This is a genomic window from Solibacillus faecavium (assembly GCF_014836905.1).
In the GTDB taxonomy this organism is placed as follows: Bacteria; Bacillota; Bacilli; order Bacillales_A; family Planococcaceae; genus Solibacillus; species Solibacillus faecavium.
Genome location: NZ_JACSPZ010000001.1, coordinates 456,860 through 479,776 on the forward strand (window position 1 = coordinate 456,860; position 22,917 = coordinate 479,776).

The 22,917-nt window shown below is 36.7% G+C and carries 24 protein-coding genes; 6 read left to right on the forward strand and 18 right to left on the reverse strand.

Annotation, left to right across the window (positions count from 1 at the left end; genetic code table 11):
- Window positions 1–35 precede the first annotated feature (35 nt).
- From H9635_RS02305 to H9635_RS02315, 3 genes are all read right to left on the reverse strand, one after another.
- The gene (locus H9635_RS02305; protein WP_191698522.1) at window positions 36–482 is read right to left on the reverse strand and encodes a YlbF family regulator; all 447 of its coding nucleotides are present in this window, start codon (window positions 480–482) and stop codon (window positions 36–38) included.
- A 58-nt stretch (window positions 483–540) separates the two neighbouring features.
- Complete coding sequence (locus tag H9635_RS02310) at window positions 541–2,010, reverse strand: UDP-N-acetylmuramoyl-L-alanyl-D-glutamate--2,6-diaminopimelate ligase (protein WP_191698523.1); 1,470 nt, start codon at window positions 2,008–2,010, stop codon at window positions 541–543.
- Between the two features lie 73 nt (window positions 2,011–2,083).
- Window positions 2,084–3,133 (reverse strand): CAP domain-containing protein, encoded by a 1,050-nt coding sequence (locus H9635_RS02315; protein WP_191698524.1) that lies wholly within the window; start codon window positions 3,131–3,133, stop codon window positions 2,084–2,086.
- Window positions 3,134–3,283: 150 nt separating this feature from the next.
- Between H9635_RS02315 and H9635_RS02320 the strand changes: the two genes are divergently transcribed.
- Complete coding sequence (locus H9635_RS02320; RefSeq protein ID WP_191698525.1) at window positions 3,284–3,640, forward strand: YugN family protein; 357 nt, start codon at window positions 3,284–3,286, stop codon at window positions 3,638–3,640.
- A 212-nt stretch (window positions 3,641–3,852) separates the two neighbouring features.
- Here the strand turns inward: H9635_RS02320 and H9635_RS02325 are convergent, their stop codons facing one another.
- The 6 genes from H9635_RS02325 to coxB form a co-directional block, all read right to left on the reverse strand.
- Window positions 3,853–4,314, reverse strand: coding sequence for a DUF420 domain-containing protein (locus H9635_RS02325; protein WP_191698526.1), 462 nt, complete (start codon window positions 4,312–4,314; stop codon window positions 3,853–3,855).
- Between the two features lie 78 nt (window positions 4,315–4,392).
- Window positions 4,393–5,307, reverse strand: a complete 915-nt coding sequence (gene ctaG, locus H9635_RS02330) for a cytochrome c oxidase assembly factor CtaG (protein ID WP_191698527.1) — start codon at window positions 5,305–5,307, stop codon at window positions 4,393–4,395.
- A 171-nt stretch (window positions 5,308–5,478) separates the two neighbouring features.
- Window positions 5,479–5,829 carry a cytochrome C oxidase subunit IV family protein gene (locus H9635_RS02335; RefSeq protein WP_191698528.1) on the reverse strand — a complete coding sequence of 117 codons (351 nt, stop codon included), beginning with the start codon at window positions 5,827–5,829 and terminating at the stop codon, window positions 5,479–5,481.
- Between the two features lies 1 nt (window position 5,830).
- Window positions 5,831–6,457: a cytochrome (ubi)quinol oxidase subunit III gene (locus H9635_RS02340; protein WP_191698529.1), complete on the reverse strand. Its 627-nt coding sequence runs from the start codon at window positions 6,455–6,457 to the stop codon at window positions 5,831–5,833.
- Complete coding sequence (locus H9635_RS02345; RefSeq protein WP_191698530.1) at window positions 6,457–8,397, reverse strand: cytochrome c oxidase subunit I; 1,941 nt, start codon at window positions 8,395–8,397, stop codon at window positions 6,457–6,459. The genes H9635_RS02340 and H9635_RS02345 overlap by 1 nt, the downstream gene beginning before the upstream one ends.
- Before the next feature lie 41 nt (window positions 8,398–8,438).
- Window positions 8,439–9,509: a cytochrome c oxidase subunit II gene (gene coxB / locus H9635_RS02350; protein ID WP_191698531.1), complete on the reverse strand. Its 1,071-nt coding sequence runs from the start codon at window positions 9,507–9,509 to the stop codon at window positions 8,439–8,441.
- A 692-nt stretch (window positions 9,510–10,201) separates the two neighbouring features.
- On the opposite strand from coxB, the gene H9635_RS02355 reads away from it, so the two are divergent.
- Window positions 10,202–11,113: a COX15/CtaA family protein gene (locus H9635_RS02355; protein ID WP_191698532.1), complete on the forward strand. Its 912-nt coding sequence runs from the start codon at window positions 10,202–10,204 to the stop codon at window positions 11,111–11,113.
- A 77-nt stretch (window positions 11,114–11,190) separates the two neighbouring features.
- Here H9635_RS02355 and pyc read toward each other — a convergent pair whose 3' ends face one another.
- The 3 genes from pyc to H9635_RS02370 are packed head-to-tail and all read right to left on the reverse strand — an operon-like array spanning window position 11,191 to window position 16,157.
- Complete coding sequence (gene pyc, locus H9635_RS02360) at window positions 11,191–14,625, reverse strand: pyruvate carboxylase (RefSeq protein ID WP_191698533.1); 3,435 nt, start codon at window positions 14,623–14,625, stop codon at window positions 11,191–11,193.
- Window positions 14,626–14,642: 17 nt separating this feature from the next.
- Window positions 14,643–15,815, reverse strand: coding sequence for an FtsW/RodA/SpoVE family cell cycle protein (locus H9635_RS02365; protein WP_191698534.1), 1,173 nt, complete (start codon window positions 15,813–15,815; stop codon window positions 14,643–14,645).
- 60 nt (window positions 15,816–15,875) lie between these two features.
- The gene (locus tag H9635_RS02370; protein ID WP_191698535.1) at window positions 15,876–16,157 is read right to left on the reverse strand and encodes a YlaN family protein; all 282 of its coding nucleotides are present in this window, start codon (window positions 16,155–16,157) and stop codon (window positions 15,876–15,878) included.
- Window positions 16,158–16,328: 171 nt separating this feature from the next.
- On the opposite strand from H9635_RS02370, the gene H9635_RS02375 reads away from it, so the two are divergent.
- Complete coding sequence (locus tag H9635_RS02375; RefSeq protein WP_191698536.1) at window positions 16,329–16,829, forward strand: peptidyl-prolyl cis-trans isomerase; 501 nt, start codon at window positions 16,329–16,331, stop codon at window positions 16,827–16,829.
- A gap of 12 nt (window positions 16,830–16,841) precedes the next feature.
- Window positions 16,842–17,045 carry a YlaI family protein gene (locus H9635_RS02380; protein WP_191698537.1) on the forward strand — a complete coding sequence of 68 codons (204 nt, stop codon included), beginning with the start codon at window positions 16,842–16,844 and terminating at the stop codon, window positions 17,043–17,045.
- A gap of 72 nt (window positions 17,046–17,117) precedes the next feature.
- Here the strand turns inward: H9635_RS02380 and H9635_RS02385 are convergent, their stop codons facing one another.
- The 3 genes from H9635_RS02385 to typA all read right to left on the reverse strand — a co-directional run bounded on the left by H9635_RS02385 (window position 17,118) and on the right by typA (window position 20,144).
- Entirely contained in the window at window positions 17,118–17,756 is a 639-nt protein-coding gene (locus H9635_RS02385; protein ID WP_191698538.1) for a fucose permease, read from the reverse strand.
- A gap of 124 nt (window positions 17,757–17,880) precedes the next feature.
- Window positions 17,881–18,267 carry a YlaH-like family protein gene (locus tag H9635_RS02390; protein WP_404828818.1) on the reverse strand — a complete coding sequence of 129 codons (387 nt, stop codon included), beginning with the start codon at window positions 18,265–18,267 and terminating at the stop codon, window positions 17,881–17,883.
- 26 nt (window positions 18,268–18,293) lie between these two features.
- Window positions 18,294–20,144 (reverse strand): translational GTPase TypA, encoded by a 1,851-nt coding sequence (typA, locus tag H9635_RS02395; RefSeq protein WP_008403451.1) that lies wholly within the window; start codon window positions 20,142–20,144, stop codon window positions 18,294–18,296.
- A gap of 129 nt (window positions 20,145–20,273) precedes the next feature.
- Here typA and H9635_RS02400 point away from each other — a divergent pair, with 129 nt between their 5' ends.
- A complete protein-coding gene (locus H9635_RS02400) occupies window positions 20,274–20,489 on the forward strand; it encodes a DUF5325 family protein (protein WP_191698540.1) in 216 nt (71 codons plus the stop codon).
- Window positions 20,490–20,526: 37 nt separating this feature from the next.
- Here the strand turns inward: H9635_RS02400 and H9635_RS02405 are convergent, their stop codons facing one another.
- Together H9635_RS02405 and H9635_RS02410 are read right to left on the reverse strand one after the other, a co-directional pair.
- Window positions 20,527–21,321: an inositol monophosphatase family protein gene (locus tag H9635_RS02405; RefSeq protein ID WP_191698541.1), complete on the reverse strand. Its 795-nt coding sequence runs from the start codon at window positions 21,319–21,321 to the stop codon at window positions 20,527–20,529.
- A gap of 138 nt (window positions 21,322–21,459) precedes the next feature.
- A complete protein-coding gene (locus H9635_RS02410) occupies window positions 21,460–21,657 on the reverse strand; it encodes a hypothetical protein (protein WP_191698542.1) in 198 nt (65 codons plus the stop codon).
- Between the two features lie 192 nt (window positions 21,658–21,849).
- Between H9635_RS02410 and H9635_RS02415 the strand changes: the two genes are divergently transcribed.
- Window positions 21,850–22,479, forward strand: a complete 630-nt coding sequence (locus H9635_RS02415) for a YktB family protein (protein WP_191698543.1) — start codon at window positions 21,850–21,852, stop codon at window positions 22,477–22,479.
- A gap of 163 nt (window positions 22,480–22,642) precedes the next feature.
- Here the strand turns inward: H9635_RS02415 and H9635_RS02420 are convergent, their stop codons facing one another.
- Window positions 22,643–22,915, reverse strand: coding sequence for a UPF0223 family protein (locus H9635_RS02420; RefSeq protein WP_191698544.1), 273 nt, complete (start codon window positions 22,913–22,915; stop codon window positions 22,643–22,645).
- Between the last annotated feature and the right edge of the window lie 2 nt (window positions 22,916–22,917).

Sequence of the window (22,917 nt, forward strand, 5' to 3'; positions counted from 1 at the left end):
TCCCTAAAAAAACGGGAGCTTTTGTTTTTCTATTGTTAAGCCGAACAAGAACATCCTCCACCTGTGCCACAACCTGTGCCACAAGAAGAACTACTCGCGAAAAAGGGATTGCTTACCGGAACTTTAACTGCTTCTGAAACGGAGTGTCCGATAATCAAGCTGATTTCATCCAGTAGATCTTGAAAATCATTTTCTGCAACCTTTAATGTCGCAATCTGTTCGATCATATCAATCCGACGCTTTTCTGTTCGGATTTTTTTCATAATTGTATTGTAATCAGGATGATATTTGCCAAAGCGCTGTACATCCTCATATTGATCTTTTAAACGTTGAAAGGCCATAATTTGTGCGCTTAATTCTATATCCTCATATACCGCTTGCTTTGCAAGGCGTAAGTTTTCGGCTTGTTTAGAAGAAAGGATCATCGCACTTAATTCATCGACCTCATCTAAAATAAAAACCCAATCAGAAGTCATGAGCATTGTTTATTCCTCCCATCTCATTTTAATCATAACAGAAATGAAAGGAAAATCAATCTTGTTAAACTCGCTTTTCCAATTGTTTTACCATCTCTCGGACAAATGCCTTATCAGAAAAATACTTCTGTTTATCACCGATTTGCTGCGTTTTTTCATGACCTTTTCCTAATAGAACGATTGTATCTCCAGCTTCTGCATAGTTTAGTGCATGCTCAATTGCTTCTTTTCGATTCAATCGCTCAATATAGGATTGTGTGGAAGAGAAGCCTTGCCGAATTTGCTTATTAATAAGCTGTGGACTTTCATCACGCGCATTATCGGTCGTTAAAATAATATAATCCGCATATATAGACGCAATCATTCCCATCTTCGGACGTTTAGCCCGATCCCGGTTTCCTCCACAGCTAAATACAACAATTAATCTGCCTGTCGTATGCTTTTTTAACGTCTGTAAAATCATCTTCATTGCATCAGGGGTATGGGCATAATCCACGATGATTGATATACCTAATTGATTTTCTACCTTTTCAAATCTCCCTTCTGGCAATAGTAGTTTTTGAGCCGCGCTACAAATATCCCCCAAAGGAAAGTCTAATTGATTTACACAGGTAATAGCAGCAAGAACATTACTGCATTGATAGTCCCCTACTAAGGGAATATTCACAATATGCTTTTCTTTTTTATGTTGAATACAGCACGTAGTGGAAGATGGACCATCGACCAGCGTTTGCAGAAAATAATCGACATGGCTCCCTTTCCCAAAGAAAATACGCTTGCCCTTAGTTGCTAAACCGATTGAACGACAAACACTGTCATCACTATTAATAATATTCCTTTTAGCCAATGTTGCTAAAATTTGCTTCGACATTTTATATCTTTCAAAGCTTCCATGGTCTTCAATATGATCTTCCGTTACATTTAAAAAAATACCGATATCAATATCACAATAATCCAATCGATGTTTTTCCAGTCCTATAGAAGATGCTTCTAAAATGACGTACGGAATCTCAAGACGGATTGCTTCACTGAATAAAAAATGGATATTTTTTGCTTGCAGCGTAGTTAATGATTCCATTTCCGGATAGCTTTTTTCTCCATTTATAAAAACACCATTCGTTCCAATTACCATTGTTCTATTATTAAGGAGATTCAAAATTTGCCCTATAAAATGCGTGACAGTTGTTTTGCCATTTGTTCCTGTCACCGCAATTACCTTTAATGCTTCCGCAGGGAAATGATACATTTTTGCACTCGCATAGGCTATAAAGCTTAAACAATTTGGTACCCAAATAATCGGAACTGATAATTCAGACGTATTAAAATACGCTTCATCATCTACAACTACGGCAACGGCCCCTTTTTCCAAAGCACTATCGATAAAAGAAATACCGCTCGATTTATTTCCCTTCCTTGCAATAAAAATATCTCCAGGTAAAATATGGTTGGCGTTATCTTCCACTCGATTTATTTCCACTCTAATGGAGCCCTTCATAGTGCAAGGCCAATCTTTAATTAATTCTCCAATTTGCACGGTTTCACTCCTTACCATACTTTATGAAGACAATAAAAAAACGCTACAAATGCAGCGTTTAATTTTCAATATTTTATTTTTGCTGAACGTACAGTTGCGTAAAGTAATTCATATAAGCTCCCGAACCAATATGCGTAAATTGGTTATCTATCAATAGTGCCCGGTGCTCTTTGGAGTTTAGCCAGCCGTGTAATACCTCGATTGTATCTTTATAATTTGCCGCAACATTCACTCCATGCTTCTCATATTCCTGCTGTATTTCATTTAATTGCTGTTCAAATGAATATTCTTCATCAACCGTATAAACCTCCATCATCTGTAAAAACATATCCTCGCTGTTTTCACTGGCCAATGAGGAGAGCGTGTCTAACGGCAATAATGCTGGTAATTCATATTTTATACGAAAGGAATTCGCCAAGTCGGTCAGTTGCCTTCTGTTAGCCAAGTTTATATCAATTTGCATATAGCTTGAAGGAGTACTTGCTTCATAGAGTTCTCCAAAAAACTGCATTTCATAAGGTTTATGCAATACGAGTGTTTCTCCATCCAAAAAGCGCACCCCATGCAATTGTTTTGTGATCCGATCTATATAGAGTTGCGCGTATAGATCTTCATATTTCACTAAAATTCTATTATGTAAATCTTGTTCATTCATTGCGAAAATATATATATTTTCATCAATCTCCACAGTTATCTCCTGGCCAAAAACAGTCGATCGGTAGATTTCATCCAATGTTTGCCCTATTACAAAGGGATTTATAGGAAAGCTCTTATTATTCGTATAAATTTGGTTAACTTTCTCATTCTTTATACTAACCATTAACAGCTCACCCTTTATGTGATAAATCCACCATTCATAGCCAAATTCTGATTGATCTATGCGATTAGGTCGATCATAAGTTTCCAAAATATCCTTTGGTGATCTCCCGATAAATGTAGAAATACCAGTTGTCGGACGCGGTAGATTTTCAATATCTCTCTGTTGTGTTTCTACATCAGCAATCGGTTTTGTTATGACAGGCGGTCCTTCCAATAATTCCGTTTGTGGTGAGTTCCCCTCGGTATAATAGACAATAATTACAAGACATGTCGCTACAATTAATATTTGAAACATCACCTTCATAGAAGTCCCCCCACACACTTTTTTACTTAGTATAATTATACCAATTTTGGTGACGATGACACAATGTTGTCATTGCATCGATTACCATTTTGTTCTATTATTAAATTTGACCATATACTTATGTATGTTAGGCAAAAGGAGGATTACGAAATGTATTTTGAAGACACACAACTCGAAAATGTAAAGGTTGATCAAGAAGTTTTAACGACAGTAATGGGCAAATTCGGTTTAGAGTGCCATGGTGCATGGGATTATGACCGTATGGCATTTGACCGTTGTTATGATGTCCGTGAAGGCCGTTTTTATTTACGTGTTTTTTGTAACGCAGTATCAGGTGATGTAGGTGCTCTTAATGCCACTTTAAACATTAATAAGCCTGCAATCGGAAAATACTATTATCCACACGGCGTTGAATACACAGATGAAGTATTCCCTGGCCATCTTGTAAAAGAATGTGAAAAAGTATTATCAGATGTTCGTAGAGAGCTTGCTGCATACGGTATATAATCCTTTTAAAAAGCTGGCAACTATCCAGCTTTTTTATTTTGAGTTTAAAAGGAAAAAAGTTGGGACAAAACAAAAATACAATTTTTCTCCGTGGAGAAAAATTGTATTTTTTGATATGTGAAAAATTGGCTTCCGTTCCGGGTATTATTTCTGCGGGACGGTCTTAGCCTATAGTCTCAGGCATAGATGCTCCTGACCCTTCACTTTTTTAATTAAAAGCCTAAAATAGCTTTGAATACAGACGTTGTTTCTCCGCCTTCATAAATAATATACAACAGAGAATATACAGCCACGCCTGTAATAGCTACGAAGAACCAAATAATACTTGTAATCGCACCAATACGGCGATGAAGCTTCAGGTTATTCTTATATCCTGAAAGTAAGCTCGTTATTCCAAACACTGCACCAACTGTTGCTAAAGTGATATGGAATACTAAGAAGAATGTATAATATCCTTTTAGTTCATCTGGACCGCCGAATGCAGTGTTACCAATAAATACTGTACGTGATGCGTAAATTATAAAGAAAATCAAAGCTGATACACCAGCTGCCATCATCACTTTTTTATGTGCTTCTATATTCCTTTTTGCAATTAATACCCAACCAATTGCAACGAGCACCGCACTAATGACGATAAACGCTGTGCTTATTGTCGGTAAAATAGGTACATTCATTTTCAAATCCCCAATCTAAAATAATATATCCAATTTCAATTATTTGTTGCTTCTAAAGTGTACACATAGCTTATCATATTACTGATAGCGTGTTCTATTTTGGAACTCTTTTAAAGCATTTTCAGTAATTTCCTCTGGATTTTTACGTTCCGTATTCCACCATCTACGGAAAATCTTAAATAAAATAACGCCGAAAATAATTTCCTGAATTATTTTCATTAATACACCGCCAACTTGCTGGTCACTTATTAAATCCATATTTGAGAATAACTCCGGACCTGATAATGTAAGCCCTGACAATGTTGTTGAAGGTACACATAATTCCATCGCCTTCAGCCACATATCACTATCGCTATATGTACCATACATTGGACTTGTAGCAAAAATAATAAGAGCACATGCAGGTGTAATTAAAACTGCATTCGATGCAATGTAAGCTAATTTATTCATATTTTTCATTTCATGCTGACCTTCTACATTATTTAATAGTGGCCAATACATAAAAATAGCGGAAATAAATAAAATCGACGTATAAGCTAAATGATAAAATTCATTTAGTTTTATTGTGTCAAAAACAGATGGCAGGTGATAAACCGAAAATAGACCAATAAATACTACTATCGAAACTAATGGTTTAGTAAAAATACGGAAAATTGACCGGAAAACTGGCGCCTCCACGACTACCTTCCAAACCCACCATGGAATTCCTTTTATAAATAAGATCGGCACTAATAATAATAAAAATGCCATTTGCACCATATGCATCGTAAACATGATATGGCCAAGCAAATCAATCGGAGATCCTTTAATAATATAAAAAGAAATAATTCCTAGAACGAAATATATTGCCTCGTTTTTCTTTAATGGTTCACTTTCTTTAAATTTACTTTGCCATTTGACTGTTAGTAAAAAATAAAAAATTGTTATGACTAGTAAGCCCATAATTAAATAGGGACTCCATAATGCTTGAAAACCAAATATACTTATCGGCATATGACCGCTCCTTTAACCTCAGTAATTTCATTATAGATGGCAATTTCTCCAACTTCAATGAAAGAACTATGACAATTGTTTGAATCAAACATATATTTTTAATACTGTTTATAATATAAAATTGCTAAAAATGAGAAAAACGTCCTTAGCTTTCGCTAAGGACGCCTTAAATTAGTAGTTCCCCCACCAAATAATTGTTGTAAACGCTACGAAGAACGTAAACGCGATGAAGGCTGCACTCCAAATAAAGAATTCAATTACGCCAACCATATGAGTTGAGCGATCTTCCAAGTGCATAAAAGCGTACAGTTGCAACACCACTTGTATTCCAGCTAATAATAAAATAATTGGAATAATGAAAGTTGGTGAAAAATCTGCTAGTACAGCAGCAAATGCGATAAATGTTAAGAAAATCATGATCGCAAAGTTTACTACTTGTTTACGCATATGAGCTTTTGAATGAGCTTTATCATATTCATATTGTGCTTGAGTACGTACTTCTACATGAGTTTCGTGTCCCATATTATCCCAACACTCCCATCAGATATACTACTGTAAAGATGAATACCCATACAACGTCAATGAAGTGCCAGTATAAAGAAGCGGCAAAGAACTTCGGTGCATTGTATAAGTTTAATCCGCGACTACTGTTACGGATAATTAATCCTGTAATCCATACTAAACCAATAACTACGTGAAGCCCGTGCATTCCTACAAGTGTAAAGAATGCAGAAGAGAATGCAGATTGTGTATAACCAAATCCAATATGCACATAGTGGTAGAACTCGTAAATTTCTAGGCAAAGGAACGCTAAACCTAAAAGCACTGTAATTCCCATCCAAGTACGAACACCCGAATAGTTATAATTTTTCATATGGTACATTGCATATACCGATGTCAATGAAGATGTAAGAAGTAGCATCGTCATAATAAACGCTAATGGTAATTCATAAAGATCTTTTGCAAAGTATGTCATACCTGCTGGACCGCTGTCTTTAAGTGCGATATATGTAGCAAATACACTCGCAAATAATACTGTATCCGATGCTAGGAAAATCCAAAGTCCAACTAACTTGTTTTTCCCTTCCAATGTAGCTTGTTCAGGGTGTTTTGGCCAAGTTTGTGGAGTAAATTTTTGATTAATATCCATTACTTGTTACCCCCTTTTATACCTGTTGCACGGTAATTAGCTAAATCTGCTTCAATACTTTCGATTTCAGCAACCGTTACATGGAATCCTAAATCATCTTTGAATGAACGAATAATCATACATGCAATCGTTAAACCTAATCCACCAATAATTAATGCTAATGAAACTATTGCTGGAGCCCCAGTAGCTGTACCTGCCTGAACTTGATCACCCCATGGGCTATATAACGCACCGAATGCAGCAATCATCGTACCAATTGACATAATAAACGGTAAAATTGAATTGTTTGGCATATGAATTTCACCTAGTGGCTCTGCATAGACCATACCTTCTTTGTTACCTTCTTCTTTTTCAATCCAATAAGGATCGAATCCACGAACAAGTGGAGTTTGTTTAAAGTTATAGAATGGTAGCGGAGTTTCGATTGCCCACTCAAGAGAACGACCATCGCCCCAGTAATCACGACGGTTAACAGGCTCTGATTTGATCGATAATAATACATCGATTACTAATATTATTACCCCGATACCCATCATAATAGCACCAATTGATGAAATAAAGTTGAATAAATCCCAACCTTGACCACCCATGTACGTGAATACACGACGTGGCATACCCATTAATCCTAAGAAGTGCTGTACGAAGAACGTTAAATGGAAACCAATAAAGAATATCCAGAAAGTAAGTACGCCCAGTTTCGGATTCAATGCACGGTTAAACATAATCGGCCAGTAGAAGTGTGCCGAACCGAATAGTGCTGTTACGATACCACCTACAATTACGTAATGGAAGTGGGCTACGATAAAGTAAGAATCGTGTAATTGGTAGTCAAGCGGTGCAGTTGCCTGCATTACCCCTGTTACCCCACCCGCAACGAATGAAGGGATGAAACCAAGTGCATATAGCATTGGTACTGTAACTTTAATTGAACCGCCCCAAATAGTAAGAATCCAGTTGAATACTTTCATCCCCGTCGGAACAGCGATCGCCATTGTTGCAACAGCGAAGATTGCGTTCGCAGTAGCACCTAAACCAACTGTGAACATGTGGTGGGCCCATACCATGAACCCTAAGAAACCGATTAAGATTGTTGCGAATACCATTGAAGAGTATCCGAATAAACGTTTACGAGCAAACACTGGAATAATTTCAGAGAATAAACCGAATGCTGGTAATACTAAAATGTATACTTCCGGGTGACCGAAAATCCAGAATAAATGCTCCCAAATAATTGTGTTACCACCCATTGTATGATCGAAGAAATTTGCTCCGAACATACGGTCAACTAACATTAAGAATAATCCACCTGTAAGTGGAGGGAAAGCGAATAAGATTAATGAACTTGAAACTAAAGTAGTCCAAGTAAATAGTGGCATACGCATGAACGTCATACCAGGTGCACGCATCGTAATAATCGTTACGATAAAGTTAATACCTGAGATTAACGTACCCGCACCAGAAATTTGTAGACCTAAAATATAGAAATCAATACCATGGCCCGGTGAGTATAAAGATAATGATGCATACGAAGTCCAACCTGCATCAGGTGCTCCACCTAAAAAGAATGACAGGTGAAGGAATACCGCACCAATAAAGAATAACCAAAATCCTAATGAGTTTAAAAACGGGAATGCAACGTCACGCGCACCAATTTGAAGTGGAACAATCGCGTTCATAAATGCAAATATAATAGGTGTTGCTGCTAAAAACAGCATCGTTGTGCCGTGCATTGTTAATAATTCGTTAAATAGGCCTGCAGAAATGAATGTACTTTCTGGGAACATTAATTGAATACGCATAAGTAACGCTTCAAATCCTGCAATTGCGAAGAACAGTGTACCGGCTGCTAAATACATAATCGCGATCTTTTTATGATCGACCGTTGTTAAATAGTCCCATACATGTGCCCCGAAGCCCTTTTTCTGTGTAACAGAGCTCACAACATTAACCTCCTTCAAAGTTTCTCTCTAATTGTGTATAACTACTTTTCTACTGATAGTGTCATTAAATAATCAGCAATTGCTTCTGCTTCTTCAGGGCTAACATTATAAGTTCCAGTCATTGTGTTTCCTGGCTTATAAGGTTCAGGATCTTTAATCCAGTTTGCTGTATTTTCTGCAGTATGCTCTAAGAAACCAGCAACACGGTTACGATCACCGAATGTTGTTAAGTTAGGGCCAAGACCATTACCGGCAACTGCCGATACTGCGTGACATCCTAAACAAGAGTTAGCAAATGTTGCTTCACCAATATCAGATGATTCTCTATCTGCTGTTTGACCTTCTGTTGCTTGCATTGCTGTTACCCAAGCATTAAATGCTTCTGGCTCAAGCGCTTTAACTTTGAAGTCCATTAATGCATGTGAAGGACCACATAATTCAGCACATTTACCGTAGAATACGCCTTCTCCATCATTTAAGCCTGCAGATTCTTTATCAAACTGTAAATAGAATTTGTTAATGCCATCTACGTTTGTATCCATCTTACCGCCTACTGCAGGAATCCAGAACGAGTGCTTTACGTCAGATGCGATTAGGTTGAAGTATACTTTTTCTCCAGTTGGAACTACTAATTCTTGAGCTGTAATAATTCCTTGGTTTGGATACTCAAACTCCCACCAATATAACTTTGCCGTTACATTTACTGTAAGTGCAGTTTTATTACCTTCTTCGTCTACCTCATCCATTGCAGCTACATCTGCAAATTTATAAGTATAGGTTAATGTCGGTACAGCTAAGATTATTAATAGAATAATTGGAATAACTGTCCAGATAACTTCCAATGTGTGGCTACCTTCCACTTGCTTTGGCATATGGTTTTCGCCAACTTTTGTACGGCGGAATTTGAAGAATGCTACTAAATAGATAGCCGATACTACAACTACTACTAATGTCATAATCCAAATAGCTAATATTAAAATATCTAATTGCTCTTTACCGACCGCACCTGCTGGGCGAAGAGTTGAAATATATTCTTCACCACATGCTGAAAGGAATACTGTCATTACTGTTAATAACGAAAATAATCGCCATTTTTTAAGCCCTTTCATCATAGCTTATTAAACCCCTCTTTCTTCATTATATTTTCATGTGTAACTGGGACTGTTTATTATAAGAGTCCCCACATGTCGGCAGCGAATCATGCCATCTTTTACAAAATTTCGCCTACGTATGAGGAAGGTTTTTGTAATTTTGGTTGCACCTTTACCTGCTGTCTTCTTCAATAAGTGAATCTTTCTCACGTCCTATTGGCATGGCGAGAAGCGATTTAGACTATTTAACTTTTAATCTTCTTTTAAGTCTTCACTGGTTTTGATTACCAATTTCAATCTATAAGTGCAAGAAAACTTATTAGAAGCATTATCGTTAAAGCTATAGTGTTACATGCACTATGGTAAATGTGTCCAATATATTACTACTCCTTTCAAATTTGTAAGCATATTCCGCTACCATAACTATATCTAAATTTGTATCGGATTTCTACACGTTTCGAGAAATTTCAAATTTCATCATGTCAAACAGGTCGAAGCGTACAGAAATCTAAAACAACATCTTTATAGTAATGCATTTTCTGCCAATATTTGTGAAGGATAGGAGACGAATTTATGAACAATTTGTGAAAAACTGGATGCGTTTACATTACAATCCTTGATTGAAGTTGTATTTTTAACATTTTTTCGCTATCATCTTAAACTAGAGACGCTCTTTGTAGCGACCTGAAAATTAAAGTAGGTGGGCTCACTATATGCATCATAAATATTATAAGTTTTTAAAATGGTTTGCTGTATTGTCTACACTCGGTATGCTACTCATCCTCCAAGGTGGAGCACTTGTTACAAAGACTGACAGCGGTCTTGGCTGTGGAAGAAACTGGCCTGACTGTAATGGTTCGTTGATTCCTAAAGAAATCACAACAGAAGTATTAATTGAATTTTCACATCGCCTCGTCACTGGATCTGTATCAATTTTCATTTTAATTTTAGTTATTTGGACTTGGCGTGCTCTCGGTCATATTCGTGAAGTAAAATTATTAGGCTTTTTAGCAATGTTCTTCTTAATTCTCCAAGCGTTAATTGGCGCTGCACAAGTTTTGTGGGGACAAGGCGACTTTATATTAGCATTGCATTTTGGTATTTCATTAATCTCTTTTGCTGCTGTTCTACTTCTTACTTTAATAGTATTTGAGGTCGACAAAAAATTTGATGCTGACCGCTTACACATGAGCAAGAAATTAAAAATACATACAATATGCGTTACTTTATATTCTTATATCGTTGTATATACTGGGGCTCTAGTGCGCCATACTGATGCAAGCCTTGTATGTCCGGATTGGCCATTCTGCCGTAATGATCAGCCACTTGCATTGCCTTACAATATGTACGAATGGGTACAAATGGGTCACCGTTTTGCGGTTTTACTATTTGTTATTTGGATAGCCTACATTGCCATCCATGTCATTAGAAACTATAAACAGCAACGCGTTATTTACTGGGGCTGGATTATTGCCCTTTCAATTGTTATTTTGCAAGTGATCGCCGGGATGCTAGTAGTACTTTTAAAACTGCAATTGTTTGTATCTTTAATGCATTCTTTATTGATTACCCTATTATTCGGATTATTATGTTATTTAATAATGATAGTTTCAAGGTCAAAATAAAAACCAAAAATAGAATAGTAGAACAAATCAATTTAAAAACAAAAAGCGCAGCAAATTTGCTGCGCTTTTTATTATTATTACTCCAATTCTATTAGTAAATCACCTGTTGAAATAGCATCGCCTGCTTTAGCGTATACTTCTTTTACGATACCATCTTTTGGTGCTTGTACTGTCGTCTCCATTTTCATAGCTTCTGTAATCAATAAATGCTCGCCACGTTTAACCGAGCTTCCTTTATTCACTACAACTTTTAATACTGTTCCCGGCATTGTTGCACCTATTTGATTAGGATTAGAAGAATCAGCCTTCAAAGCAATGCTGCCATCCACTTCAACTGTTAAATCCTGTATAACTAGTTCACGGGATTGACCGTTCATTTCAAAATAAAGAACGCGTGTACCATCATGTTGCGGCTCTCCGATCGAAACAAGTTTAATAATCAGTGTTTTTCCTTTTTCGATTTCTACTTCGATTTCCTCACCCAACCTTAAACCATATAGGAAAGTTGCTGTATCGAGTACAGAAATATCACCGAATGATTCTACCGCCTGCATATATTGCTCGAACACTTTCGGATACAATGCATATGCAAGTACATCTTGTTTGGATGGTGTACGTTCGAACTTTTCTGTTAACTCCTCCGACAATTTATCAAAATCAACCGGTGGCAATAGCTCTCCTGGTCTTACTGTTATTGGTGTACGATCCTTTAATACAACTTGCTGAATTTCCTTTGGGAATCCTCCATGTGGCTGACCTAAATACCCTTGGAAAAATTCAATTACTGATTCAGGGAAGTCAATCGTTTGCCCACGCTCAACAATATTGTCTTCTGTTAAATCGTTTTGCACCATGAATAAGGCCATATCGCCCACAACTTTTGAAGAAGGCGTTACTTTCACAATATCTCCAAACATTAAATTTACGCGTGAATACATCGATTTCACTTCATCCCAACGGTCACCCAGTCCTACAGCTTTCGCTTGCTGCTGCAAGTTACTATATTGACCACCCGGCATTTCATGGACATAAATTTCAGAATGTGGTGCATTCATGCCACTTTCGAAATCAACGTAGTATTTGCGTACATCTTCCCAATAATATGATAGCTTTTCCAAGCTTTCAATATCGGCTCTTACATTTCGTTCTGAGCCTTTCATCGCATAGTATAAAGAATTGGCACTTGGCTGTGATGTTAAACCAGCCATTGAGCCTAATGCTGTATCTATAATATCTACGCCCGCTTCGATTGCTTTTGCATATAAATAAATTCCGTTCCCGCTCGTATCATGAGTATGCAAATGAATCGGCAGACTTGTAGCCTCTTTAAGCTCTGAAATTAGGCGATATGCCGCTTGTGGTTTAAGTAAGCCTGCCATATCTTTAATTGCTAAAATATGGGCTCCTGTTGCTTCGAGCTCTTTTGCCATATCTTTATAATATTGAACTGTGTATTTTGCACGTGAGTCATCTAAAATGTCTCCAGTATAGCAAATTGCCGCTTCTGCAACTTTTCCGCTATTACGCACTTCATCAATTGCTACTTCCATTCCTTTAATCCAGTTAAGTGAATCGAAAATACGGAAAACATCCACTCCAGAAGTTGCTGACTCCTGAATAAATTCACGGATTAAGTTATCCGGGTAATTCGTATATCCTACCGCATTAGCTCCACGCAATAACATTTGGAATAAAACGTTCGGTACCTTTTTGCGTAACTTTTCCAAGCGGTCCCATGGATTTTCGCTTAAGAAGCGATATGCTACATCAAATGTCGCTCCACCCCACATTTCAAGTGAGAAATAGTTATGCATTAAATGTGATGTTTCATCCGCAATTTCAAGCATATCCTGTGAACGTACTCGTGTAGCAAGTAGTGACTGATGTGCATCACGGAATGTTGTGTCTGTTAAAAGTACATCTTCCTGCTCTTTAATCCATTTTACAAGTCCATCGGCGCCATGCGCATCTAAAATTTGTTTTGTTCCTGATGGTGAAGGAATTAAAATATCCACTTTCGGCTTTTCTGGCTGTACAAATATTGGCTTCGTACGTTTCTCAACACCCGGGAAACCATTTAAAGTAACATTACCAATATAGTTTAATAGTTTTGTTCCACGGTCTTTGCGTTCCGGGAACTCAAACAATTCAGGCGTTGTATCTATAAAGCTCGTATCAAATTCTCCTGATAGGAATTTATTGTGCAATACTACATTGCCTAAAAACGGAATATTTGTCTTAACCCCACGAATACGGAATTCGCGCAAGTTACGGTCCATTTTTGCTGCCGCTTCTTCAAACGTCATTCCCCACGTTGAAATTTTGACCAACAATGAATCGTAGTAAGGTGTTACTACGGCACCTTGGAAACCATTTCCTGCATCTAAACGTACACCAAAACCACCGCTTGAACGATATACCATCAACTTACCTGTATCTGGCATAAAGTTGTTTGCCGGATCTTCTGTTGTTACACGAGATTGTATCGCATATCCGAATAGTGGAATTTTATTTTGAGCAGGTACACCAACCTCCTTCGAGTGAAGGTCACGGCCCTCTGCTACTTTAATTTGAGCATGGACAATATCAATTCCTGTAATCATTTCTGTAATTGTATGTTCGACTTGAATTCTCGGATTTACTTCAATGAAATAAAATTTATCATCCGCCACTAAAAATTCTACAGTACCTGCATTAATATAATTTACATTTTTCATTAATTTAACGGCTGCTTCGCAAATCTCATTGCGCAAATGTTCAGAAATTGAATTAGACGGTGCGATTTCAACAACCTTTTGATGACGTCGTTGAATCGAGCAATCCCGCTCATATAAATGTACAATATTACCGTGTGTATCACCGATAATTTGCACTTCAATATGTTTCGGCTTAATAATAGCCTTTTCTACATATACTTCATCCGAGCCGAACGCTGCTTTTGCTTCTGATTTTGCTCGTTCATATGACGATTGAAGCTCTTCTTTCGAGCTTACTAAACGCATACCACGTCCGCCACCGCCAAGAGCTGCTTTAATCATGATAGGGAAGCCATAATTTTCACTGAATTTCTCCACTTCCTGTAAACTATCTACGGGTCCATCAGTACCTGGGATAACAGGAATATCAGCCAAAATTGCTTGTTCACGTGCTTTTACTTTATCCCCAAACATATCAAGATGTGCAGAAGTAGGACCAATAAATTGAATACCCTCTTCTTCACAACGTCGTGCAAATAAAACATTTTCCGACAAGAAGCCGTACCCCGGATGAATTGCATCGACATTTGCATCTTTAGCAATTTTCAAGATGCTTTCGATATCCAAATATGCATCAATCGGCTTTTTCCCCATACCGACAAGATAAGCTTCATCCGCTTTATAACGGTGATATGAACCACTATCTTCACGTGAATAAATCGCTACCGTTTTAATATGTAATTCATTACATGCTCGTAAAATACGAATGGCTATTTCGCCTCGGTTTGCAACTAGAATCTTTTTAATCGACTTCATTTCTCCTCGTCCCCCAATTACTTTCTTTTTTCCAATTTGTGATGTGTGGAAACATTTATAAGTATCCCCATTGCTATTGAAAGCAATAATATTGAAGTACCGCCATAGCTAATAAAAGGAAGCGTTACTCCGGTTAACGGGATAAGTCCCGATAATCCACCTAAATTAATAAAAGTTTGAAATCCTATCCATGTAGAAATGCCCGCCGCTAACATTCTTGCAAGCGGATCCTTTGTTGACATCGCGATATAGTAACCACGCAAAACGATAAAGCCTAATCCAATTATAACAATTGAAACACCAAAAATCCCTAATTCCTCAGCAATAATCGCCATTATAAAATCTGTTTGAGGTTCCGGTACATACCCTAGCTTTTGAATCGATTGCCCGAGCCCACGTCCTTCCAACCCACCTGCACCGATTGCATAATAACCGTTCACAACATGATACCCCGAGTTGAGCGGATCGCTGAAAGGATCTAAAAAGGAAGTAATACGACCTCTACGACTCGCATTGAAAACCGTATCCCATTTAAATATTAAAATTCCGATTATTCCGACAACACCCAATGCCGATAATAATCCAAAAATTCTGCCGAGCGTTTTTCCCTTAAGACCGCTTGTAATAACAACAACAAGTGCAATGGCGACAATGATGACCAGTGCGCCTAAATCGGTTTCAAAACCAACAACAAGTACGATAAATAGCCACATGCCCAATGGATACGACACATCATCAAATGTTAATAGCTGCATCGAACCACGATTCACACTTTTACGGTAAAATGTCCCCGCAAAGAAAATAATAATAAAGAGTTTGGCAAATTCGGATGGTTGGAAATTCATAAGGCCGAACATGTTAATCCAACTTCTTGAACCGTTAACACTATTGCCGGCAATTATAAGCCATAACTCTAGTATAAACATAACTGCCAGCAAAAATCCTAATATAGATTTATCGGATAACCTTTTATAGGGCATAATGACAGCGACCGTAAATAAAATTAACGATAAAACTATATTAACGAGCTGGCGATTATAATAATGATTAGGGTTTGCTTCATAATGAATAATAGAAACCCAAATACTTGAACTATAAATCATAACCAGTCCAAATAACATTAACAAAATATAAACGAACAACAACCCATAATCAAAATTGCGAAAATAATTTTTAAAATAATGCTTCATGTTATAAACCTCTTCTTTGAAAAAAAAACTCAAACCGCAATGTAGCGTTTGAGTTTTCTTTTATTTGTCTGTATACGCATCATGTAATAAAGAAAGCTCTTTCTCTAAAGAATCGAGAATTCTCTTTCCCTGTTCACGCTCAATTAGCCCGAGCCTTGCAGCAAATTCTATTTCACGCGATAAACCAAACATTTGTGTATCTAATACTTCTTCATATAACGGACAAGACGGCATAGTTAAATTATCCATTTGTACGCGAATTAATCGAGCAATTTTATCTGCATCCGCAGTTAACAACTCTAATGCTTTTTCCTGAAAGGAAGCTTGTGCTTTCGTATCCATGAGGACGCCCCCATCTATGATATTTCTTCGATTCTATCTTAGTAAAGTGTATCTTTTTACATTCAAAAATGCAAGTGTCTTTGTATGTTTTGCATTCAATTCAATTATATTTCTTTCTACCTGGAATAGCGTTATAATAATGAAGGAAAATAGTTTAGGGGGGACTTACAAATGGTCGAAACAATCATTCCTATAAAAGGTGCGGTCAAATTTCAATTGACGTTAGATCCTACCGTATGGATTTTTGATGATCGTAAACTGAATCTGAAAACATATTTTGCTTCGGAAAAAGTTGAAGAAGATAATGAAAAATACTTACGTGACATGGGTGCACACTGGTCACGCGAAATTATGGAAGGTGCTGTATTTCCGCCGACTTTAAAAACAGAGCGTAAATTTGATCGAAAAGGTATGCTTACTGGAACGTTCGGAATGGAAATTAAGCCATTTTTAAATAATGCACAAATTACAGATGGTGCAAACGAAGTCGTTTTCGAATGTACGACAGATGAAGAGTTTGTTTTCCCATTGCAACAGGCTGAAAACTTTATTTTTAAATTTAGCCAGGACGGTAAACCACTCAACGAGGACGGTCCTGTACATGTAATTTTTGCAGATGGTTCGAATGTTGAAAATCCAATAAAAAATGTGCGTGCGATTCGTATTCAATAGGAGGAATTCGTGATGCGTGTAAAATGTGTCATTTGTGATACACTACATGATTTGCCAAACGATCTACCTTTAGCTAAAAAATTGCGAAATCGCCCTATTCATACGTTTATGTGTCCACCATGCTCAGAACGCATAACGGATAATACACAGAAACGGATTGAAACAGGAAATTTCCGTTTCTTCAGAACATCTTCTAAATTTGATGAAGAATTTTAAAGAGTCGGGAACAAAACAAAAAATATCAATTTTCTCTTCATGAGAAAATTGATATTTTTTTATCTTATATAATTAAAATTCAAATGACTGATTGTGGAACTTGAAATCGATAAAGCTTTGCGCATTAATTTTGCTTAACTGGAAGAAATTAGTTACCTCTGTTTTTACTCCTTCAAATACACGTTCTTCATCAACAACATATGCCTCTATCGAAACAGCAATTTCACCAAATTGAGCTTTTAATGCATCTGCAATCTGCTTAGCTGTATCTTCTGAAATATCTTCATCCACCACTAAATGGACTGTCGCTTTTTCGACATTTACTTCTTCCAAAGTCGCTTCTTCTTTCAAGCCATCCTGGAATACATTGGACATAACTAAAATATCTTCTCCCACAATCGGTTGAATCAGTTCGTTAACCTGAATGTTAACATTTTCAGCAAAGTATTCGCCAAAATATTCACCGTCTTTTGCTTCAAAATCATATACTGTTTTTGTCGTTTCTGATTGGACGGTAATTTCAAAATCATCACCAATAGCAGGTGCTGTCGATTTGGTTACGACAAATTGATCATTGTAAAGTTCGCTTAGTTCCGCTGCCGCATTATCCTCGTTTTTTGCTGTGAGTACTGCAGGTACGAATATAATGCATGATATAATAACTAGCGCTATAGCGACTGTGATAATCACTTGTTTTTTAGTAAAATTCATTTTTCACTACTCCATTTAATTTATTATCCCCATTAGTAAATTATAGCGTTTTCATTATAGATGATTCAAATAAACGCACTTATAAATAAAGAGGTGTGTTAAATTAACACACCTCAATAAAATATTAGTTAGCCTGCTTTGCTTCTTCTCGTTTTTCGCGCCATAAGCGTGATTTATAAACAATTAAAATCAATGCAGCGACAATTAAACCTTCAATCATTGGTAGGAATAACGCTAGAAAAGTTAATACTATACATCCGAAAAATAGGAACGTATAAATAACGATATTTCTTCCTAATGTTAGTTTTTTTGCAAAGCCTAGTTTATAAACTATTGCCGACATAAGGAACACGAGAATAAATGTTACATAACCAGCCATGTCGTAGTTTGGTAAATTTTGATATAAATAACTTGTAATCCCTGACATACGATTAAAGACATATTCATTTTCACTACTAGATACAGATGCTAGTAATACTAAATTTAAATAGCTACTTAACACAGCCAACATCATTCAACCTTCCTTATTGACGCCAATTAAGCTTCTAACTCAGCGTTCTTTTTCTTTTTAGCAACACGTTCACGTTCACCTTTATCAAGGATCTGTTTACGTAAACGGATTGATTCTGGAGTTACTTCTAAATACTCATCATCACCTAAGTATTCTAATGCTTCTTCAAGTGATAAAATACGAGGCTTTTTAATAACATTCGTTTGGTCTTTGTTCGCCGAACGGATATTTGTTTTTTGTTTTTGTTTTGTAATGTTTACAGTAATATCAGCATCACGTGTATTTTCACCAACGATCATACCTTCGTATACTTCAGTACCTGGCTCAATGAATAATGTACCGCGATCTTCTACACCCATCATACCGTAAGTTGTTGCTTTACCGTTTTCCATAGATACTAATACACCTTGGTGACGGCCGCCAACTTTACCTGCTACTACTGGAGCGTAGTGATCGAATGTATGGTTCATCATACCGAAACCTTTTGTGATAGACATGAACTCAGTTGTATAACCGATTAAACCACGTGCTGGAACGTTAAAGATTAAACGAACTTGTCCTGATCCGTTGTTTATCATATCTAACATTTCACCTTTACGAGTACCGATTGATTCAATGATAGAACCTACAGAATCTTCTGGTACGTCGATTTGTACGCGTTCGATTGGCTCAGATTTTACGCCATCGATGTTACGGATGATTACTTGTGGTTTAGATACTTGTAATTCATAACCTTCACGACGCATGTTTTCGATTAAGATCGATAAGTGAAGCTCACCACGACCCGAAACTGTCCATGCATCTGGAGAATCTGTATCTTCTACACGTAAAGATACATCTGTTTGTAATTGTGCAAGTAAACGCTCTTCAATTTTACGAGAAGTTACCCATTTCCCTTCGCGACCTGCGAATGGTGAGTTGTTTACTAAGAATGTCATTTGTAATGTTGGCTCATCAATACGTAATGGTGTTAACGCTTCTTGATGATCAATTGGACAAACTGTTTCACCAACGTTAATATCTTCCATTCCTGATACTGCGATTAAATCACCAGCAATTGCTGTTTCGATTTCTTCACGTTTAAGACCGAAGAAACCAAAGATTTTTGTAACACGGAAGTTTTTCACTGTGCCATCTAATTTCATAAGAGAAACTTGTTGACCTACAGAAATTTTACCGCGGAATACGCGACCGATACCGATACGGCCAACGAAGTCATTATAGTCAAGTAATGCTACTTGGAATTGTAAAGGCTCGTCCGAGTTATCAATTGGTGCTGGAATTGATTCAATGATTTTCTCGAATAGGCAAGTCATGTTTTCTTCTTGATTTGCTGGGTCTGGATCTAAAGATGCTGTACCATTTACACCAGAAGCATAAACAACTGGGAAATCTAATTGATCTTCATCTGCACCTAGCTCGATTAATAACTCTAATACTTCATCTACTACTTCTAGTGGACGAGCTGAGTCTTTATCTACTTTGTTTACTACAACGATTGGTGTTAAGCGTTGTTCTAACGCTTTCTTTAATACAAAACGTGTTTGAGGCATACAACCCTCATACGCATCGACAACTAAACAAACGCCATCTACCATTTTTAAGATACGTTCTACTTCTCCACCGAAGTCTGCGTGTCCAGGCGTATCAAGGATGTTGATACGAGTACCGTTATAATCTACTGCTGTATTTTTAGCTAAAATTGTAATTCCACGTTCACGCTCTATATCACCAGAGTCCATTGCACGTTCTTCTACACGTTCATTTGAACGGAAAGTACCTGATTGCTTTAATAATTGGTCTACTAACGTTGTTTTACCATGGTCAACGTGAGCAATAATTGCGATATTACGAATATCTTGACGTAAATTTGTCATTATTCCACTCCATATTCTTTTTTCAATTGTTTAACTGTGATATTATAGCACATGAAAGATTAAATGTCTTTTCACAATAATTAATATCATTTTTTAGTCACATATTATAGATGTCCGGAGGCAGGAAATATGAATAAAGCAAAATTTGTAATGTTTATTTATGCATTGGCAGCAATCCTATCAATGATTAGTATCGGATTTGCCTTTTCACTAGTATTTATGACTGGCGATGAGTATGAAACAATTGGTTGGATCGGCGTTGTTGTAGGTATTGTCGTTATGTGCGCAATCTTTGGAATGGCATTTAAAACAAAACGTAAATTTAGAGACCAAGGCTTACTCTAAATGTATAAAACTTCGGTGCGTATACGCACCGAAGTTTTTATTTTTTTTCCTCGATATACTTGTCTAAAATTAATTGATGGATGGTAGGGTTTGCAATTATAAATGTATCCATTGATAAAAAATCGAAATCTTTCCCATTAAAGTTTGTTGCAATAGCTCCTACTTCTTTGGCAATAATGACCCCACCACCAATATCCCACGGCGCCAAACGCATTGAGATATAGGCATCCAGCTTACCGCTCACGACAAAAGCTATTTCCATCGCCGCAGAACCATAAGAACGGGTGCCACGTACTGTTCGGACTAATTCCATTATTTTCTCATGGTTAATGCGATCATTCGGTGTAACCCAACTTGCATTGATACCAATAACAGCTTGTTCAATTTTTACCGGTTGAAGTTTACGGAGAGGAGAATCGTTATACCATGCACCTACCCCTGAAATAGCATTAAATAAATCTTCGCGCATTACATCAAATATGTAACCTAAAACTCCAACACCATCCACATAAATGCCAATTGTAATCATGAAATGGCGATGTTGCTTAACAAAATTCATCGTGCCGTCAATTGGATCAATAATCCATACGACCCCTTCCAGACTTTCTACTTTTTCGCCCATTCCTTCTTCACCTAAAATACGATGGTCCGGATTAAATGCCTTTATTTTTTCGATAAAAAATAACTCTGTTTCCCGGTCAATATTCGTCACTAAATCATTGGGACTAGATTTTGTTTCGATTTCAATATCGTATGAAAATGCTGCACGGATATTTCGCCCCGCTTCAAAAATAATTTTTTTCGCAAATTCATCTAGCTGTTTTACATCCATCGTTCATCCACCTTCCGACAACCATTGCTATTTTTAATATGTAATATATGGAACTTTTTTTAATAACTTCATTATAACAAAAAATCACTTGCTATCTAACTTTGGCAAGTGATTTTTTATTTTGGAAACATTTTTTTGTTACGCATATACATGTAGACCTTTTAATTCCTCTTGAATTTCTGTTAAACGTTTTTTGGATTTTTCGATTTCAGATTGATTTTTATCATTCATAGCTGCATAAAGTGTTGCTAGCTCATAATCCATTTCCAACATTAAAATCTCTTCATATTGCTTTTCAATATCGACTTTGCGTATAATTTTAATCATCTGTTTCATAAAAATCACTTCCTCATCATATTATTTAAACTTTTCCCTAACTTTTTATAAAAAGGATTTTGGATACCATGACTAATTGCTTATAATAATATCCTCACCATTTGTAAAATATAACGGTGTAAAGTTTCTATTAACAGATTTTTTCCCAAAAAGTTAATAAAATAAACATTAAATCGAAAGGATTTGAAAAATTTGAGTAATGTAAAATGGACTACAGAAGACTTCCAAGTATTTGAAATTGACGGCTTAGATGATCGAATGGAAGCTTTAACAAATATAATCCGCCCAAAATTCCATGAGCTTTCGGAAATTTTCACCGGTTATTTCAGTACACAGACAGGAGAAGAATTCTTTGGTCATGTTGCAAAACATGCACGCCGTACTGTTAACCCACCAAAAGATTCATGGGTAGCATTCGCGCCTTATAAGCGTGGCTATAAATCTTTGCCACATTTCCAGATTGGACTGTGGGGTACACATCTTTTCATCGTAGTTGCGGTTATTTATGAAGCACCGCAAAAGCACGAAATGGCACAGCGTTTATTAGCTAATATTAATGTAATTAAAAGCTTATCAAATGACTACGTAATTTCCGGAGACCATATGCAGCCGGATGTCTTCCCTTTAAAAGAAGCACGTGATGAAAAGCTTGAGCAGTTCCTTGTACGTCTTCGGGATGTAAAAAAGGGTGAATTCCTAGTTGGTCGACATATTCCTGCCAATGAGGCTATTCAAATGTCTGCAGAGCATTTTTTACAACTAGCTGAAAAGACATTTGATGAACTTCTCCCAATTTATGAAATCATCAAAGGTAACAATTAACCATTTATTATTAATATGTACAAAAGACTGCTAAACATTCCAATAATCTAAAATAAATTTCAAAAAAAATTCCCAACCTAAAAAAGAGAAATAGCACGATTAAAGTGCCATTTCTCTTTTTTCGTAAGTTAAAACAAACAAACTATGCTCCACCTTAACTTTCTTATTTCATTTTTACAATTTGTCCATCAGCCAGTTCTTTAGCCAGCTTTACAACACGGAATGGTACGTAGGTGCTCGCTTGTTCAAAATCTCGGCAAATTGTCTTTTCTTCCGCTTGTGATGGGACAACTTCTTTAAAGCGTTTATAACGTGCCATTACGATTTCGCGCTTTACGCCTTTTTCGTATGCCATTTCCACTACCTCAAAAAAGCGTACGACATCGACCATTTCCTCTGTAGTCCAATCTGTTGACAATGGGTATGAATATTCCATAA

Coding starts and splice junctions, on each gene's coding strand:
- H9635_RS02305 (WP_191698522.1), bottom strand. CDS start 482: ATGCTCATGACTTCTGATTGGGTTTTTATTTTAGATGAGGTCGATGAA.
- H9635_RS02315 (WP_191698524.1), bottom strand. CDS start 3,133: ATGAAGGTGATGTTTCAAATATTAATTGTAGCGACATGTCTTGTAATT.
- H9635_RS02320 (WP_191698525.1), top strand. CDS start 3,284: ATGTATTTTGAAGACACACAACTCGAAAATGTAAAGGTTGATCAAGAA.
- H9635_RS02325 (WP_191698526.1), bottom strand. CDS start 4,314: ATGAATGTACCTATTTTACCGACAATAAGCACAGCGTTTATCGTCATT.
- ctaG (WP_191698527.1), bottom strand. CDS start 5,307: ATGCCGATAAGTATATTTGGTTTTCAAGCATTATGGAGTCCCTATTTA.
- H9635_RS02335 (WP_191698528.1), bottom strand. CDS start 5,829: ATGGGACACGAAACTCATGTAGAAGTACGTACTCAAGCACAATATGAA.
- H9635_RS02340 (WP_191698529.1), bottom strand. CDS start 6,457: ATGGATATTAATCAAAAATTTACTCCACAAACTTGGCCAAAACACCCT.
- coxB (WP_191698531.1), bottom strand. CDS start 9,509: ATGATGAAAGGGCTTAAAAAATGGCGATTATTTTCGTTATTAACAGTA.
- H9635_RS02355 (WP_191698532.1), top strand. CDS start 10,202: ATGCATCATAAATATTATAAGTTTTTAAAATGGTTTGCTGTATTGTCT.
- pyc (WP_191698533.1), bottom strand. CDS start 14,625: ATGAAGTCGATTAAAAAGATTCTAGTTGCAAACCGAGGCGAAATAGCC.
- H9635_RS02365 (WP_191698534.1), bottom strand. CDS start 15,815: ATGAAGCATTATTTTAAAAATTATTTTCGCAATTTTGATTATGGGTTG.
- H9635_RS02370 (WP_191698535.1), bottom strand. CDS start 16,157: ATGGATACGAAAGCACAAGCTTCCTTTCAGGAAAAAGCATTAGAGTTG.
- H9635_RS02375 (WP_191698536.1), top strand. CDS start 16,329: ATGGTCGAAACAATCATTCCTATAAAAGGTGCGGTCAAATTTCAATTG.
- H9635_RS02380 (WP_191698537.1), top strand. CDS start 16,842: ATGCGTGTAAAATGTGTCATTTGTGATACACTACATGATTTGCCAAAC.
- H9635_RS02385 (WP_191698538.1), bottom strand. CDS start 17,756: ATGAATTTTACTAAAAAACAAGTGATTATCACAGTCGCTATAGCGCTA.
- H9635_RS02390 (WP_404828818.1), bottom strand. CDS start 18,267: ATGTTGGCTGTGTTAAGTAGCTATTTAAATTTAGTATTACTAGCATCT.
- typA (WP_008403451.1), bottom strand. CDS start 20,144: ATGACAAATTTACGTCAAGATATTCGTAATATCGCAATTATTGCTCAC.
- H9635_RS02400 (WP_191698540.1), top strand. CDS start 20,274: ATGAATAAAGCAAAATTTGTAATGTTTATTTATGCATTGGCAGCAATC.
- H9635_RS02405 (WP_191698541.1), bottom strand. CDS start 21,321: ATGGATGTAAAACAGCTAGATGAATTTGCGAAAAAAATTATTTTTGAA.
- H9635_RS02410 (WP_191698542.1), bottom strand. CDS start 21,657: ATGAAACAGATGATTAAAATTATACGCAAAGTCGATATTGAAAAGCAA.
- H9635_RS02420 (WP_191698544.1), bottom strand. CDS start 22,915: ATGGAATATTCATACCCATTGTCAACAGATTGGACTACAGAGGAAATG.